This is a genomic window from Pseudomonas sp. 25 R 14 (assembly GCF_900004755.1).
GTDB lineage: Bacteria > Pseudomonadota > Gammaproteobacteria > Pseudomonadales > Pseudomonadaceae > Aquipseudomonas > Aquipseudomonas brenneri.
This window is the reverse complement of record NZ_CVTS01000028.1, coordinates 47556-63173: the sequence shown is the minus strand read 5'-3', so window position 1 is coordinate 63173 and position 15618 is coordinate 47556. Positions and strand designations below refer to the sequence as shown.

General features: G+C 59.9%; 13 protein-coding genes and 1 tRNA gene. 3 read left to right on the top strand and 11 right to left on the bottom strand.

Annotated elements, in window-relative coordinates; genetic code table 11:
- Position 1: 1 nt before the first annotated feature.
- From BFQ03_RS06050 to rpsU, 10 genes are all read right to left on the bottom strand, one after another.
- Positions 2-796: a carbon-nitrogen hydrolase family protein gene (locus BFQ03_RS06050; protein ID WP_065942682.1), complete on the bottom strand. Its 795-nt coding sequence runs from the start codon at positions 794-796 to the stop codon at positions 2-4.
- A gap of 11 nt (positions 797-807) precedes the next feature.
- A complete protein-coding gene (locus BFQ03_RS06045) occupies positions 808-2499 on the bottom strand; it encodes a flavin monoamine oxidase family protein (protein WP_065942681.1) in 1692 nt (563 codons plus the stop codon).
- 146 nt (positions 2500-2645) lie between these two features.
- Positions 2646-3107, bottom strand: a complete 462-nt coding sequence (locus BFQ03_RS06040; RefSeq protein ID WP_032858561.1) for an Lrp/AsnC family transcriptional regulator — start codon at positions 3105-3107, stop codon at positions 2646-2648.
- A gap of 233 nt (positions 3108-3340) precedes the next feature.
- Positions 3341-3583 (bottom strand): hypothetical protein, encoded by a 243-nt coding sequence (locus BFQ03_RS06035; protein ID WP_065942680.1) that lies wholly within the window; start codon positions 3581-3583, stop codon positions 3341-3343.
- A 10-nt stretch (positions 3584-3593) separates the two neighbouring features.
- Positions 3594-4094 carry a hypothetical protein gene (locus tag BFQ03_RS06030; protein ID WP_065942679.1) on the bottom strand — a complete coding sequence of 167 codons (501 nt, stop codon included), beginning with the start codon at positions 4092-4094 and terminating at the stop codon, positions 3594-3596.
- A 244-nt stretch (positions 4095-4338) separates the two neighbouring features.
- Positions 4339-4415 (bottom strand) — tRNA-Ile (locus tag BFQ03_RS06025).
- Between the two features lie 15 nt (positions 4416-4430).
- Positions 4431-8174, bottom strand: a complete 3744-nt coding sequence (locus BFQ03_RS06020) for an EAL domain-containing protein (RefSeq protein ID WP_032858558.1) — start codon at positions 8172-8174, stop codon at positions 4431-4433.
- 124 nt (positions 8175-8298) lie between these two features.
- Positions 8299-10149: an RNA polymerase sigma factor RpoD gene (rpoD, locus tag BFQ03_RS06015; protein ID WP_032858556.1), complete on the bottom strand. Its 1851-nt coding sequence runs from the start codon at positions 10147-10149 to the stop codon at positions 8299-8301.
- Between the two features lie 67 nt (positions 10150-10216).
- Positions 10217-12187 carry a DNA primase gene (dnaG, locus tag BFQ03_RS06010; RefSeq protein ID WP_032858554.1) on the bottom strand — a complete coding sequence of 657 codons (1971 nt, stop codon included), beginning with the start codon at positions 12185-12187 and terminating at the stop codon, positions 10217-10219.
- Positions 12188-12633: 446 nt separating this feature from the next.
- A complete protein-coding gene (gene rpsU, locus BFQ03_RS28865) occupies positions 12634-12849 on the bottom strand; it encodes a 30S ribosomal protein S21 (RefSeq protein WP_002551877.1) in 216 nt (71 codons plus the stop codon).
- A gap of 203 nt (positions 12850-13052) precedes the next feature.
- Here rpsU and tsaD point away from each other — a divergent pair, with 203 nt between their 5' ends.
- A complete protein-coding gene (tsaD, locus tag BFQ03_RS06000; RefSeq protein ID WP_032858553.1) occupies positions 13053-14078 on the top strand; it encodes a tRNA (adenosine(37)-N6)-threonylcarbamoyltransferase complex transferase subunit TsaD in 1026 nt (341 codons plus the stop codon).
- A 33-nt stretch (positions 14079-14111) separates the two neighbouring features.
- On the opposite strand, the gene plsY is transcribed toward tsaD, so the two are convergent.
- The gene (gene plsY / locus BFQ03_RS05995; RefSeq protein ID WP_029296831.1) at positions 14112-14681 is read right to left on the bottom strand and encodes a glycerol-3-phosphate 1-O-acyltransferase PlsY; all 570 of its coding nucleotides are present in this window, start codon (positions 14679-14681) and stop codon (positions 14112-14114) included.
- 74 nt (positions 14682-14755) lie between these two features.
- Here plsY and folB point away from each other — a divergent pair, with 74 nt between their 5' ends.
- Together folB and folK are read left to right on the top strand one after the other, a co-directional pair.
- Positions 14756-15109 (top strand): dihydroneopterin aldolase, encoded by a 354-nt coding sequence (gene folB, locus BFQ03_RS05990; protein WP_032858551.1) that lies wholly within the window; start codon positions 14756-14758, stop codon positions 15107-15109.
- Positions 15100-15618, top strand: a complete 519-nt coding sequence (gene folK, locus BFQ03_RS05985; RefSeq protein WP_065942678.1) for a 2-amino-4-hydroxy-6-hydroxymethyldihydropteridine diphosphokinase — start codon at positions 15100-15102, stop codon at positions 15616-15618. Before folB ends, folK begins: the two co-directional genes overlap by 10 nt.

The window sequence follows — 15618 nt, the reverse complement described above, 5'->3', positions numbered from 1 at the left end:
GTCAGTGCTTGTGCAACGCTGCATAAAGCTCGGGGCGACGGTCCGCCAGGTAGTGATTGGCGGCTTGCGCGTCGTGTATCAGCTGGCGGTCGAGGGTGGCGACGATCAACGCCTCATCGAGGCCCGCCTGGGCGACACGCTGGCCATTCGGCGCGGCGATGCTGCTTTGCCCGCAATACTGGATCTGATCTTCATGCCCGCAATAGTTGGCGTAGGCCACGTAGCACTGGTTTTCAAAGGCCCGTGCCCGGACGGTGACGTCGGCGATGAAGTCGAAGGGCACCATGTTGGCCGTCGGTACAAGGATCAACTCGGCACCCGCCAGGGCCAGGCGTCGGGTGTTTTCCGGGAACTCCAGGTCGTAGCAGATGAGGAGTCCCAGCTTCCAGCCGTTCAGCTCGACGACAGGGAATTCGTCGCCGCCGGCGCTGAACATCGAGTGATCGAGGTCGCCGAACAGGTGCGTCTTGCGGTAGTTGCACAGGCGCTGGCCATTGGCGTCGATCAATTGCACGGCATTGTAGATCTGACCGTCCTCGGTGCGTTCCGGGTAGCCATAGAGAATCGCCAGGCCGGTGTTCTTTGCCAGTTCGGCAATGGTCTGCGCCGACGGCCCGTCCTGCGCTTCGGCCAGCGCCCCCACCGCTTCTGCACCGATGTTGTAGCCGGTGAGGAACATCTCCGGCAGCACCAGCACGTCGGCATCGCACGCTTCATGGGCGACGCTATGCAGACGCTTGAGATTGCCAGCGACATCCAGCGGCAATGGCGGGCATTGATACAGGGCGACACGCATGGCTTGACTCCTTATTCGGCCAGGGCGATGGGGCCGATTTCATCGAACACATCCCCCGGTCCCGGGTTCTCTGGGTGAGTGCTGCCACCGAAGTGGTTCATGATGCCCCAAACCGCGTTCAGTGAGGTCTGCACTGCGCCTTCGACCCAGGCAGGTGTCCAGGATACATCGTCGCCAGCGATGAAAATCCCGCGCTGCTCGGCCGGCATGTCCTTTTGCATGAAGTGCGCATACATCCGCTGGTTGTAGCGGTAGTGGCCCGGCAACGCGCCCTTGAATGCGCCGAGGAAATGCGGATCGGCCTCCCAGGAAACGGTGATCGGGTCGCCAATGATGCGCGCCTTGAGGTCGACTTTCGGGTAGATCTTTTTCAGCGCGTCGAGGGCCAGCTTCACTCGTTTATCGATGGGCTGCGGGAGCATTTTCAGCGCGTCGCTCATCCACGAATAGGACAGGCAAATGACCCCGGGCTTGTCGTCGCCGTTGTCGAACAGGTAGGTGCCGCGGGTCAGGCGGTCAGTGAGGGTCATGCTCATCAGGTCGCGGCCGGTTTGCGGGTCTTTGTCTTTCCAGAAAGGCCGGTCAACCATGACAAAGGTTTTCGACGACTGCATGTAGCGCGTACGGTCCAGGGCCATCCACATTTTTTGCGAGAACAGGCTCTCGTCGCATTCGATCTGGGTGGTCAGCAGCCAGCTCTGGCAGGTGGTCAACACGGCGGCGTATTCACGAGTGTCGCCATAGTTGTCGGTCACCGCGAAACGCCCGTCGGCCGCATGGGCAATGCGCTTGACCCCGGCCCGTGGCGCGCCATGGTGCAGGGAGCTGAGGCTGGTGCCTTGCGGCCAGTGTGCACAACGCTCAGGCACATGGCGCCAGATACCCATGGGCACTTGCGCCACGCCACCGACCACCAGGTGCTGGTGGTCGTCGCAGTTGGTCATCACCACGCGGAAGATTTCCAGCATCGAGTTGGGGAAGTCCGAATCCCAGCCACCCGTGCCGAAACCCACTTGGCCAAACACTTCGCGGTGATGGAACGACAGTTTGGCAAACGCCTTGGAGGTGGCGACGAAGTCATAGAAGGTGCGGTCGTCCCACAGCGGCACCAACTTGTTCCACAGCTCCTTGAGCCGTGGCACGTTACGGTCGCGAATTGCCTGTTGGATATCTCCGAACTGCGAGCCGGCCTCCAGGGCGTCGGCCCAGGCGTCAGCCACTTCCTGGAACAGCGCAGGAAGGTCGGAGATTTTCTGTGCGTAATGAGTCTGGCCTTCCAGGTCGATCACGGTGCTGCCGGAGGCCGGTGTCAACGGGTTGGGGAATGGCTTGGTTTCCAGGCCCAGCTTGTCCACATAGTGGTAGAACGCCGTCGACGACACCGGGAAGCGCATGCCACCCAGCTCCGCGATGATGCCTTCGGCCCCTTCAAACGCCTGGGAGCGCAAGCGCCCACCCATTTTCGAGGCTTCATACACCACTGGCTTGAGACCGAGCTTCATCAACTCGTAGGCGGCCACCAGCCCGGCGATACCTGCGCCGACAATCGCCACTTCGGCCCCGTGGTTGGCGGCGGGAATACTGCCCAGTCCAGCCGGGTGTTCAATCCAGTCATCGAAGGCGAACGGGAAATCCGGGCCAAAGATAGTGATGGGCTTTTTACCGTCTGCAGGGTGGCGATTGTTCTTGTGGGTGGCGTTCATGGCTGACCTTGCTGGCAACTCGACGGGGCACGACCCGTTGAGTATAGGAAAAGATGGCAGCCATTCTAGGGAGCGTAGCGCTCGTTAATAAGACGCAATGTGTCGTCGAATTGAATTGTTTTCAGTCGAAGTGACGATATTGGTGGTCAAACTGGTTGTCCGCGATCCAGTTTGTTACTGAGGATGATCGAAGTGGTGGTCTTTTCCACCCCATCGACACTGCCGATCTGGTCCAGCAACTGATCCAGCTGTTCCGGCGAGTCGGTGCGCAGCCAGGCCACATAATCAAACTCACCACTGACCGCACACAGCTGCTGGACCTGCGCCATGGCGCTGAGGCGACGCAGCACTTCCTTGCCGGAACGCGGTTGCACGGTAATCCCCACATACGCCTGCAACCCACCATCCACCACACGCTGACCAAGGCGCACGCCATAGCCGGTGATCACCTGGGTCTTTTCCAGGCGCGCCAGGCGCGAGGTCACGGTGGTGCGGGCAATCCCCAATTGCCGAGCGAGCATGGCCACGCTTTCACGGGCATTGATCTGCAAGGCTGCGATCAACTGGCGGTCGATTTCATCGAGGACGGGAGGGCGGGTGGCGGACAAGATGGGCTCCGGCGTGGGTGGCAATGAGGGAGCATGTTACAGGCTCGTGTTCGCGGGTGCTTAGGGCGACCGCCAGAAACGCAAAAGCCGCGCAGTGCGCGGCTTTTAAAGAGGGTGGGCCCAGTAGGACTCGAACCCGCTGGAGGCCCTGTAATACGTGGTGTTAAGCGTAATTTTGAGAAGGTTGTTCAAGCTGAGTACCAGAGACGGCACCGAGAAATCGTGCCAGGGCTTCAGTCCCCCTCCGTGAACCGCCGCCGCGTCAGGAAAAGCACTACGCCCAGCGGCACGGCCAGCAGTGCTAGCAGCTCCAGATCAAAGCCCAGCGCCTGCTGCTCACCCACCTTGAAGAGGCTGACCAAGCCCGTTGCCAGCAGCGCCAAACCCAGCCACTTGCGCAGCGGGTATGGTTTCAGAAACTGAACGAGGATCGCGCCCAGCACCAGAAGGACGACAGTTTGCATGATGTAGGGCATGTGCAGTTCCTCAGACCTTGATGACCAGCGTCACGACAGAGCGCTGTGGGCCAATCCCGCCATGGACCTCTCCCTCGATGCTGACCAGCACGTCACCTGCATGCAGGTTCGGCAGGGCCCCTTTGAGGTACCAGTTGACACCTGTCGTCACGACTGCACCTGAAGCCCAGCCAATGAGCGGCCCACCGAACGCACCTACCTTCCCGGCAACGCCACCTGAGGCCGCAGCAATTCCCTTGGCGGCGTTGCCGCGCAGAGTGTTGATAGCATCGGCCTGCTGCCGGATGAGGGGATTGGAAATGCAGACTGTCAGCAGGCATGGCAGGTTTCGAGTCTGCATTCGGTCGTACATATCGACGACCATGCTGTTGACTTGGTAATGGGCGCGTTTCGCTTCGCCAAAGTGCAGCTCGCGCAGGCGACCTCGGTCGCTTTCCATGAGGGTGATTTGAGACAGATTGAAGACGATCCCTTCCTCGGACCTGTACTGCGTGGTCTTCTCGAACTTCATGCGCGTATCCATTCGTGCAAAAAGACGACGATTTTCTACAAGCGGTGACTAAGATGCAAACAGTCTTTGATGTGAGGCCCCGTGGAATTTGACGTCTGCATGGGGCTCATCGCCAGAAGCCAACTCCCCGCTAACAACTCATCGAGCGCGTCGGTTTTGGAGACGTTAGGCCGAGGGGATTCAGACTGTATCTGCGGTGGTCCATCCAGAAACACGAAAGCCGCGCAATGCGCGGCTTTGGAGTTGGTGGGCCCAGTAGGACTCGAACCTACGACCAAGGGATTATGAGTCCCCTGCTCTAACCAACTGAGCTATAGGCCCTCAGTAGGTCGCGGATTATAACGATGGTTTCTCCACTGTGCTATCCGAAAAATCCGAATGGGTCATGTGAAGGAAGGTCGCGGCGAAGATGTCGGCGGGGAGGGGCAGGCTGACGATGTAGCCTTGCATTTGTTCGCAGCCTTCGGCGGTGAGGAAGGCTTGCTGGGCGGGGGTTTCCACGCCTTCGGCGATGATGGTGAATTGCATGCTGTGGCCCAGGGCGATGATGGCGCGCACGATGGCGGCGTCGTGGGGGTCGTCCGGCAGGCCGCGGACAAAGGATTGGTCGATTTTCAGGAAATCCAGGGGCAGGCGCTTGAGGTAGCTCAAGGATGAGTAGCCGGTGCCAAAGTCGTCGATGGCCAGTTGCACGCCCAGGCGCTTGAGTTGATGCAGCACTTCCAGGGCTTCTTCGGCCTGGCTCATGATGAAGTTTTCGGTGATTTCCAGTTGCAGGCAGCCCGGTTCCAGGCGGTTGTCCTGCAGCAGTTGCTCGATGCGCCCCAGCAGGTTGGGGTGGCGCAGTTGGGCGCCGGCGAGGTTGACGGAGAGCGGGCCAAAGTCGTCATAGGATTTGCGCCACAGGTGCAGTTGGCGGCAAGCCTGTTCCAGGACCCAGTCGCCGATTTGCAGGATCATGCCGTTCTCTTCGGCCAGGGCGATGAAGTGCTCGGGAGGCACATCGCCAAATGTCGGATGGCGCCAGCGGATCAGTGCTTCGGCGCCGATCAGTTGTTGGGTTTCCAGGCTCCATTTCGGCTGGTAATACAGAAACAGTTCTTCGCGCTCGATGGCCCGGCGCAGTTCGTGTTCGAGGGCGACGCGCTCGTTGGCCTGGGCGGTCAGGTCCTGGGTGTAGCGTTCGACCCGGTTGCGGCCCTTGGCTTTGGAGCGATACATGGCGGCATCGGCGTTTTTGACCAGGGTGGCGACGTCGATACCGTCCTGCGGATAGAGGCTGGTACCGATACTGGCGCTGATAAAAAACTCGTGTTCGCCTGCCTGGAAGGGCAGGGTGAAACAGGCCAGCAGTTTATTGGCCAGGTGTTGGGCGTCGCTGGCTTGTTGCAGGCCGGGCAGCAGGATGATGAATTCGTCACCGCCCAGGCGGGCCACGGTGTCGATATCGCGCAGTTGTTCCTTGAGGCGCACGGCGATGTCTTTGAGCAGCAGGTCGCCAATCGGGTGGCCGAGGCTGTCGTTGATGTGCTTGAAGCGGTCGAGGTCGAGAAACAGCACCGCACCCTGGCTGGCCGTTCCCGGTTGATTGTTGAGGGCGGTTTGCAGGCGGTTTTCAAACAGAGTGCGGTTGGGCAGGCCGGTGAGCGGGTCGTGATGTGCCTGGTAGTCGAGCCGCGCCTGGGCGTGCTTGAGGCTGGAGATGTCGGCAAACACCGCGACGAAGTGGGTGATTGACTGGTCGGGGTTGCGCACCGCGCTGATGGTCAGCCAACTGGGATACAGCTCGCCGTTCTTGCGTCGGTTGGAGATCTCGCCTTGCCAATGGCCGTTGGCCGTCAGTTGGTGCCACATGGCGGCGTAGAACGCGCTGTCGTGCAGCCCGGAGGCCAGCAGGCGCGGGGTGTGGCCGAGGGCTTCGGCTTCGCTGTAGCCGGTGATTTCGCTGAAGGCGCGGTTGACGGCGCTGATGTTCTGCCGGGTATCGGTGATCAACACGCCTTCGGCGGTGCTTTCGAAAACCGTCGCAGCCTGTTGCAGTTTTTCCTGCATCAACTGGCGTTCGGTGATGTCCCGGGCGATGGTCAGCATGCAGTCTTCGTCGCCAATGGGCAGTGGGCGACTGGACACTTCGCACAGGCGAATTTGGCCGTCACTGCGCCGGATATGGCAGACGAAATCACGCACCAGGCCGTCGCGCTGCAGCAGGTCAAGCATGTGCTTGCGTTCGTTCAAGTCCACCCAGATGCCCAGGTCCAGGGTCGATTGGTCCAGGGACGTTGCACTGTTGAAACCAGTGATACGGCTAAAGCCTTCGTTGACTTCCAGCAGCAGGCCATCGCGCTGGCGACTCAGCAATAAGCCGTCGGGCGAGGCATGGAAGGCCTTGGCGAACTTCTCTTCGGAGGTTTGCAACAGTTGTTGGGTTTCTTTCAGTTGGGTGATGTCCCGCACCACGACCACCAACGCTTCGGTCGCATCGAGCTGGAAGGGTTCGGCAGAAATCAGCCCGGTAAACGCCTGGCCGTTACTGCGCAGGAACGGCATCTCCAGGTTGCGAATGCTGGTGGTCTGTACGCGCTTGAGCAGGTTGGGGCCCACGCCCTGGATGCCCCAGATATTCAGCTCGGTGGCGGTCTTGCCGATGACCTCGGCGGCGCTCAGGCCAATCTGGTCCTCAAAGGCCTTGTTGACCTCCAGCAAGCAGCCATCGGACAAGCGGGCGATCACCAATATGTCCGGGCATTGCTGGAACACCGAGGCGAATTTCTCCTGCGAAAGTTGTAGCGCTTCCTCCGTGCGCTTGGCCTCGCTGATGTCGATCATCAGCCCACGCATGACCGGCTCATGCCCATGCTTGATCAGGCTGACAATGTCCCTGACCCACAGGCAACGACCGTCGGCGGTGATCACTCGGTAGTCGATGCTGTGGTCGCGGTTGGCGCGGGTTTCACGCTGGCAGAAGGCTTCGGCGCGGGTCAGGTCGGCGGGGTGGATGATGTTGCGCCAGAAGCCCGGGATCAGCCAGTGAGCCCGTGGATAGCCCAGCAGTTCCTCGGCATGGGGTGACACATAGCTGTAGGTGAAGTCAGCGATGTCCGCTTCCCAGGCGATGGCCGACAGGCTTTCCACCAGGCCACGGTAATGGTATTCGCTGCTGCGCAGCTCTTGCTCCAGGGCTACCCGGCGGGAAATTTCCGAGCTGAGCCGGCGGTTGATTCGGATCACGATGGCCAGCACGGTGCTCAACAGCAGCACGGCAGGCAGGCCGTAGAGCAGCAAGTCGGCCCAGAAGGCCCGATGATCGATGACATTGCCGACCCAATGTTCCTGGATCTCGTTGATTTCGCTGGGGCTCAGGTCGGCGAGTACTTTATCCAGAATGCTTATCAGCATTTTGTTCTGGCGGGGCACGCCCATTGCCAGTTGGTAGCGATACGGTGTTTCGCCGCTGACGTATAAACCGTCGAGCTTGAGCTGGCGCAGGCTCCAGACACTGGAGGCCAGGTCTCCGACTACGGCGTCTACCTCATCAGTGGCCAGGGCCTGCAACGTCGAACTGACGTTGGGCATCGCTACCAGGTTCAGGTCGGGATGGTGGGTGCGCAGCAATTCGTGGGGGGCATAGTTCTCCACCACCGCGATCTTCAGCCCATACAGGTCCTTGAGGGAGCGGGGTTGGGCACCGCCTTCATGGGCAAGAATGACGATGGGGAAGTCGAGGTAAGGCCGGGAAAATGCCAGGAAACCCTGACGCTCCGGGGTGGACATAATCCCTGGCAACAGGTCGAGCTGGTTGTTCCGGGCCTGCTCCAGTAGCGCGCTCCAGTTGGCGGGCTCGATCAGTCTGATCTTGATGCCCAGGCGTTCCTGGATCAGCCGCACATAGTCGGCGGCCAGGCCCTGGTAGCGGCCGTCTTCATCGCGGTATTCAAACGGCGGCCACGAAGCATCAACGCCCAGGCGCAATTCTGGGTGGGCCGCCAACCAGCCATGCTCTTCATCGGTGAGAGTCAACGCGCCAGCCGTTGCGGTCCAGGTCAGCAGCGACAGCAGTAGCACGGCCGGCAGTCTGGGCATAACGGTCTCGTTATGGCACGGGGAATGTTTCGAGTGTAGACGGGCATTGCGAGGGGGGGTAAAGCGGGGGAGATTTAATCTGCACAAAGCAAAACCCCCAGGCCAGGGCCTGGGGGTTTTGTGATCACTCGTCGAGGAAGGAGCGCAAATGCTCGCTTCTCGTCGGGTGGCGCAACTTGCGCAGCGCCTTGGCTTCGATCTGACGGATCCGCTCGCGAGTCACGTCAAACTGCTTACCGACTTCCTCAAGGGTGTGGTCGGTATTCATGTCGATGCCGAAACGCATGCGCAGTACCTTGGCTTCACGGGCAGTGAGGCCGGACAGTACGTCGCGCGTCGCTTCTTTAAGGCTCTCAACGGTGGCGACATCGATTGGCGACTGCATGGTCGAGTCTTCGATGAAGTCACCCAGGTGGGAGTCTTCGTCATCACCGATCGGGGTTTCCATGGAGATCGGCTCTTTAGCGATCTTCAATACCTTGCGGATTTTATCCTCAGGCATTTCCATGCGTTCGCCCAGCTCTTCCGGGGTCGGTTCACGACCCATTTCCTGCAACATCTGCCGGGAAATACGGTTGAGCTTGTTGATGGTCTCGATCATGTGCACCGGAATACGGATGGTGCGGGCCTGGTCGGCGATCGAGCGAGTGATCGCCTGACGGATCCACCAGGTGGCATAAGTCGAGAACTTGTAGCCACGACGGTATTCGAACTTGTCCACCGCTTTCATCAAGCCGATGTTGCCTTCCTGGATCAGGTCGAGGAATTGCAGGCCACGGTTGGTGTACTTCTTGGCGATGGAGATCACCAGACGCAAGTTCGCTTCAACCATCTCTTTCTTCGCGCGGCGGGCCTTGGCCTCGCCGATCGACATGCGACGGTTGATGTCCTTGATCTCGGCAATCGTCAGACCGGTTTCGGTCTGCAATGCAGTCAGCTTCTGCTGGCAACGAACGATGTCGGCCTGGAAGCGACCAATGGCTTCAGCGTATTTGCTTTTGCCCTTGGCCAGTGCGTCGGTCCAGCTTTCGTCAACTTCATTGCCCGGGAACTGGCGCAGGAAGTCGGCACGCGGCATGCGCGCATCACGGACACAGAGCTGCATGATCGCACGCTCTTGTGCACGCAGACGCTCAAGGGCGCTACGAACCCGCTCAACCAGGCCTTCGAATTGCTTGGGCACCAGCTTGATCGGCATGAACAGCTCAGCCAGGGCCAGCAGTTCGGCGGTTGCCTGCTTGCTGCCACGACCGTGCTTCTTCAGGGCCTTGCGCGCCAGTTCCATCTGATCGGAGACTGCGCCAAAGCGCTGGGCTGCGATGATCGGATCCGGGCCGCTTTCGACTTCTTCTTCGTCGTCGGTGCTGGCTTCAGCCTCGTCGTCGTCGGTCTCGTCGTCCGCTTTCGCGGCTTTGGGATCGACAGGCGGCGGTATTTCGGCGGCAGGCGGCGCAATGCCGTCGTCCGGGTCGATGTAACCGCTCAGGACGTCGGACAGGCGGCCACCTTCGGTGGTAACGCGGGTGTACTCGGAGAGAATGTGGTCAACCGTGCCTGGGAAGTGCGCGATTGCGCCCATCACTTCACGGATGCCCTCTTCGATACGCTTGGCGATTTCGATTTCGCCTTCGCGTGTCAGCAGCTCGACGGTACCCATTTCACGCATATACATGCGCACAGGGTCGGTGGTACGACCGATATCGGTCTCCACAGCAGCCAGCGCGGCAGCAGCTTCTTCAGCGGCGGCCTCGTCGGTATCGGCGTCCGCCAGCATAAGAGAATCCTTATCTGGCGCAGCTTCGAATACGTTGATCCCCATGTCGTTAATCATGCGGATGATGTCTTCCACCTGTTCCGGATCTGAAATATCCTCCGGCAGGTGGTCGTTGACCTCCGCGTAAGTCAGGTAACCCTGCTCACGACCAAGGACGATCAACTCTTTGATACGAGACTGCTGTTGCGCTTTTCCGGACATAACACCCTATCCACTGAAGGTCTTGGCGGGCAAAAAACAAGCCGAGGATTATACCCGAGCTATGACCTCACGCGCCAGTTGAGGTCGGGTTTGATGCGCAAACATTCTGTTTTAAGAGGTCGCGCATCTGTTTTGCTATCTGAATTTGCTCTTCAGCCGACAATCCCGGCTGCCTTGCTTTCTTGATAAGTTCATCGAGGGTCTGCGTATGCTGGCCCGCGGATAACCTAGTAATGGTGTCTAAAAACTGTTGTTCAAGGTTATCGCCGTCAATTAGCCATTCCTTTTCGGCGAGGGCTTTCAATAATCGCCCTTGTTCTGTTCCGTGCCAGCGGGCCATCAACTGGATTGAGTTTAGCTTAGGATTTTTCTGCACGGCCTCGATCAGGGCGATTAGCACCTGAGCGTAGGTATTGCTCTCGTTGGCAAAATGCTCGGCACTTTCTACTTTGCCCGCCAGTTGCGGGTGGTGGATCAGGGTGCGCAGGGCAATCAGCGTCGGGGCTTCCACGGCCACCGGCGTGCGGGGGGCGTACGACTCGTCGCGATCACCACGCTTACCGTTTTTACTCCAGGGCTTCTTGTCCCACTTTTTACCGCCATCGCCGGGTTTCTTCGGCGTCCACTCCTGTTGAGGCGCAAAGGCTTCTTGAGGCTGGTGAAAGTCAGCGTAGTCCGGCATGGCGTCGTAGTCGAAGCCTGGATCGTAAGCCGGTGGCGCATCCTGTGGCGCGCTGTGCACCAGTTGGCTGACTGCCTCGCCGCTCAGGCCGGTGATTTCCAGCAGGCGCTGGCGCATCAGGGCCTTGAGGTTGGCGCCGGGTACCTTGTCGATCAGCGGTGCCGCGAGGGTGGCCATGTGGGCCTTGCCTTCGAGGGAGCGCGGATCAGCCTCTTCAGTCAATTGCTGGAAGAAATAATCGGCCAGCGGTTGTGCGTGCTGATGAATGCGCGCGCGGAACGCATCGGTGCCTTCGGAGCGCACCAGGGTGTCCGGGTCTTCGCCTTCGGGCAGGAACAGAAAGCGCGCGCGGCGCCCATCCTGCAGGCTCGACAGCGTGGCTTCGAGGGCGCGCCAGGCGGCATTGCGGCCGGCCTGGTCACCGTCGAAGCAGAACAGCACGCTGGGCACCACGCGAAACAGGCGCTTCATGTGTTCTTCACTGGTGGCGGTGCCAAGGGTCGCCACGGCATTGCGCAGACCTTGTTGGGCCAGTGCGATGACATCCATATAGCCTTCGACCACGATGATTTCATCGAGGTTGCGATTGTTCTTGCGCGCTTCGAACAGGCCGTAGAGTTCCTGGCCCTTGTGAAATACCGGGGTTTCCGGGGAGTTCAGGTATTTGGGCTTGTCGTCGCCCAGCACCCGGCCACCAAAGGCAATGATGCGGCCACGGCTGTCGCGGATCGGGAACATCACCCGGTCGCGGAAGCGGTCATAACGCTTGCCGGTCTCGGCGTTTTCCACCAGCAGGCCGGCGTCGATCATGGCTTTTTGCTGCAGGGTGTCGCTGCTCAGGTGCTTGTACAGGTTGTCCCAGCCCGGCGGGGCGAAGCCCAGGCCGAAGTCGCGGGCGATTTCCCCGGTCAGGCCGCGGCCCTTGAGGTAGTTCACGGCGGCTTTGCGCTGGGGATGGCTTTTCAGTGCCTGGCGGTAGAACTCGGCGGCGGCGGTGAGCAGCGGGTACAGCGGCGAGTCGGTGGGCTGGCGCGGTTTGTGCGGCCGGCCACTTTCTTCGCGAGGGATTTCCATGCCAGCGGCTTTGGCCAGTTCCTCGACGGCCTGGGGGAAATCCAGGTTGTCGTGGTCCATGATAAAGCCGAGAGCGTTGCCGCCAGCGCCACAGCCGAAGCAGTAATAGAACTGCTTGTCGGGGCTGACGCTGAATGATGGGGTTTTTTCTTTGTGGAACGGGCAGCAGGCGGTGTAGTTCTTGCCAGCCTTTTTCATTTGCACGCGCGAGCTGACAACATCGACGATGTCGGTGCGGTTCAGAAGGTCGTCAATAAAGCTCTGGGGAATTAGCCCGGCCATGGCGTTCTCGTCATCACTGCGTGTAAATGAGGGCCCGCGACACACTCAAGGCGCACTTGGCGGCGTCTTGATCATCGATTGTCTGTTTGGGCTGTCAGGAAGTCTATCTGTCGAGCGTTCACTGACGTTAGTTCCAATCAGTCTTCGACGTGTTTGAAAGTGTTGCCCTGGAGTCCGGTCACGGCCAATGGCGGCCTCGGAGGCTCATCGTGGGGCACAGCCGATCTATTGACCGTCTGCCTGAAAAATAGGTGTGCTCGTCAGTAGCCTTGATAGGCTCGTCAGAAGAGACGTGCACCGCTGGCAAAAGAGCCAGTCCTGACGTGTGAAGCTTTGTCTCGGTCGCGTGTGCGGCGTCGACGGTGAAGCATCAAGCGATATCCGCAAATGCCAACAGCCCGGCTGAGGGCCGGGCTTGGCAGAAGCTTGCTACGAACGTCTGTGTATTAGTACAGACGAACGGCGCGGCGCTGTTCGCGCTGAACTTTCTTGGCGTGACGCTTAACAGCGGCTGCTGCTTTACGCTTACGCTCAGAAGTTGGCTTCTCATAAAATTCGCGGCTACGAACTTCAGCCAGAACACCGGCTTTTTCGCAGGAGCGCTTGAAACGACGCAGAGCTACGTCGAAGGGTTCGTTCTCTTTTACTTTGACGGCTGGCATCCAGAGCTACCTTCTTTCATTACCGGGAATCAACGTTCTCGTCGCAAAAAATTCGCGGCTGAGGTCGTCGGTTTTTAAGGGTTGCGGATGTTAACCCCTCATTGACCGGAATGCAAAGCCTCTGATCGAAAACCGCTGGTCGGGGCCGGAAGTGGCGACTATTATGCGCGCCTTCGAATTCAGCCTCTACAAGGCGCAAACCCATGTTAGTACTGGGCTTAGAAACCTCCTGCGACGAGACCGGCGTCGCGCTTTACGACAGTGAACGCGGGCTTTTGGCCGATGCACTGTTCAGTCAGATCGACTTGCACCGGGCCTATGGCGGCGTGGTGCCGGAGCTGGCCAGCCGTGATCACGTCAAACGCATGCTGCCATTGATCCGTCAGGTGTTGGACGAGGCCGATTGTGTCGCGACCGAGATTGATGCCATTGCCTACACCGCCGGCCCTGGATTGGTCGGGGCCCTGCTGGTTGGGGCTTCCTGCGCCCAGGCGCTGGCATTTGCCTGGGGTATTCCAGCCCTTGGCGTGCACCATATGGAAGGCCATTTATTGGCACCCATGCTGGAAGAAAACCCACCCGGGTTCCCGTTCGTCGCTTTGTTGGTTTCGGGCGGCCATACGCAGTTGGTTCAGGTCGATGCAATCGGTCAGTACACGCTTCTGGGGGAAACCCTGGACGATGCCGCCGGTGAAGCTTTCGACAAGACTGCCAAGATGATGGGCCTCAATTATCCCGGTGGGCCGGAAATCGCGCGCCTGGCGCAAAAAGGTGTGGCAGGGCGCTATACCTTCCCGCGTCCCATGTGTGACCGCCCTGGCCTGATGTTCAGCTTCAGTGGCTTGAAAACCTCGGCCTTGAACACCTGGCAGCAAAGCGTCAGCGCCGGGGACGACAGTGAGCAAGTCCGTTGCGACATCTCTCTGGCGTTCCAGCAGGCGGTGGTGGAGACTTTGACCATCAAGTGCAAGCGCGCCTTGAAGCAGGCGGGCATGAAGCGCCTGGTGATTGCTGGCGGTGTCAGCGCCAACCAGGCGTTGCGTCTGTCGCTGGAGAAAATGCTCGGCGACCTCAAGGGCGATGTGTTTTACGCGCGCCCCGAGTTTTGCACCGATAACGGCGCGATGATCGCTTTTGCCGGTTGCCAGCGCTTGCAGGCAGGTCAGCACGAGAGCCTGGCTATCAGTGTGCAGGCGCGCTGGCCGATGGAGCAGTTGCCGCCGTTGTGATCGACGAACATGAGCCGGGTTCACCGGGCGTATTTAAAAATGCCGTTCGCGCCCGGCAAACAGGTCGCGTAAATTGCCGCGATGGCGCCAGACGATCAGCAGGGTGAGCACGCTCATCGGTAGCAGTGCTGCCGGCTCCTGCCAGGCCAGCAGCGGCAGGGTCAGGGGGGTGGCGATCAACGCTGCGAGGGAGCTGGTGCGGGTCAGGTAGAACGTCAGCAGCCAGGCGGCAATGGCCAGCAGCGCCGCTGGCGGGTAGATCCCCAGCAGCATGCCGGCTGCCGTCGCGACGCCCTTGCCGCCGCGAAAGCGAAAGTACAGTGGGAACAGATGGCCGAGCACGGCGCATACGCCAATCCAGGCTTGTTGTTGCAGGGAGAGGCCAGCGAGATCGGCGATCAGTACCGGCAACAGGCCTTTGCAGACGTCGCCGAACAACGTCAGTACGGCGAGTTTTTTACCGGCCAGGCGCAACATATTGGTGGCGCCGGCATTGCCTGAGCCACTCATTCGCGGGTCGGGATTTCCCGTCAGGCGGCTGAGCAAGATGGCAAAGGACAGCGAGCCGAGCAGGTAGGCGAGGGTCGCCAGTAACCAAGACATGCTAACTATTCCGGGCGAGGACGCCTTGATTCTAACGGGGCATTGCGCCCTTGTCGTGCTGTGGAGAAGAGTGCTTGGACAGAGTGTTTATCGAAGGCCTGGAAGTCGACACCGTGATCGGGGCCTACGACTGGGAGCGAGGTATCCGTCAGTGCCTGCGCCTGGACCTGAGTTTCGCCTGGGACAATCGCCCGGCCGCGGCCGGTGATGACCTGACCCTGGCGCTCGACTACGCCAGTGTTTCCTCACGTATCCAGGCCTTTGCCGCGCAGGCGCAATTCCAGCTGGTGGAAACGTTTGCCGAGCGCCTGGCGCAAGTTTTGATGGAAGAGTTCCAGATTCCCTGGCTGCACCTCAAGTTGACCAAGCCCGGTGCCGTCCCGGCTGCCAAGGGCGTGGGCGTGGAGATCGAGCGCGGATGTCGCTAACTCAGGTTTACCTTGGTCTTGGCAGCAATATCGAGCGCGAGTCTCATTTGCATGCGGGCCTTGACGCGCTCTCAGGCTTTTTGACGGATTTGCGCTGCTCCGCCGTGTTCGAAAGCCAGCCGGTGGGAATCAAGAGTGGACCGTTCTTCAATTTGGTGGTGTCGGCGTATACCGATTTATCGTTGGCGGAACTGGATCGGCGGTTGAAGTCGATCGAGGCTGATAATGGCCGCTATGCCCCGGATCGCAAGGGGCTGCCACTGGATATTGATGTGCTGTTGTATGGCGACCTGACCGGTGATTTCGATGGTCTGGTGTTGCCGCGGGCGGAAATCCTGAAGAACGCCTTTGTGTTGTGGCCGCTGTCGTTGATGGCGCCGGAACGTGTGCATCCTGTAGTGGGCAAAACGTTTGCCGCGTTGTGGCGCGATGCACAGATCGATCAGGTGCTGGCTCCTGTTGTCTTCAAATGGCGCGACCTGCAACTGACCCCGGACGTTCTTCTGTAG

What these genes read in the sequence shown, in the direction of transcription:
- BFQ03_RS06050 (WP_065942682.1), bottom strand. Translation starts at nt 796, where the DNA reads ATGCGTGTCGCCCTGTATCAATGCCCGCCATTGCCGCTGGATGTCGCT.
- BFQ03_RS06045 (WP_065942681.1), bottom strand. Translation starts at nt 2,499, where the DNA reads ATGAACGCCACCCACAAGAACAATCGCCACCCTGCAGACGGTAAAAAG.
- BFQ03_RS06035 (WP_065942680.1), bottom strand. Translation starts at nt 3,583, where the DNA reads ATGCCCTACATCATGCAAACTGTCGTCCTTCTGGTGCTGGGCGCGATC.
- BFQ03_RS06030 (WP_065942679.1), bottom strand. Translation starts at nt 4,094, where the DNA reads ATGAAGTTCGAGAAGACCACGCAGTACAGGTCCGAGGAAGGGATCGTC.
- BFQ03_RS06020 (WP_032858558.1), bottom strand. Translation starts at nt 8,174, where the DNA reads ATGCCCAGACTGCCGGCCGTGCTACTGCTGTCGCTGCTGACCTGGACC.
- rpoD (WP_032858556.1), bottom strand. Translation starts at nt 10,149, where the DNA reads ATGTCCGGAAAAGCGCAACAGCAGTCTCGTATCAAAGAGTTGATCGTC.
- dnaG (WP_032858554.1), bottom strand. Translation starts at nt 12,187, where the DNA reads ATGGCCGGGCTAATTCCCCAGAGCTTTATTGACGACCTTCTGAACCGC.
- rpsU (WP_002551877.1), bottom strand. Translation starts at nt 12,849, where the DNA reads ATGCCAGCCGTCAAAGTAAAAGAGAACGAACCCTTCGACGTAGCTCTG.
- tsaD (WP_032858553.1), top strand. Translation starts at nt 13,053, where the DNA reads ATGTTAGTACTGGGCTTAGAAACCTCCTGCGACGAGACCGGCGTCGCG.
- plsY (WP_029296831.1), bottom strand. Translation starts at nt 14,681, where the DNA reads ATGTCTTGGTTACTGGCGACCCTCGCCTACCTGCTCGGCTCGCTGTCC.
- folK (WP_065942678.1), top strand. Translation starts at nt 15,100, where the DNA reads ATGTCGCTAACTCAGGTTTACCTTGGTCTTGGCAGCAATATCGAGCGC.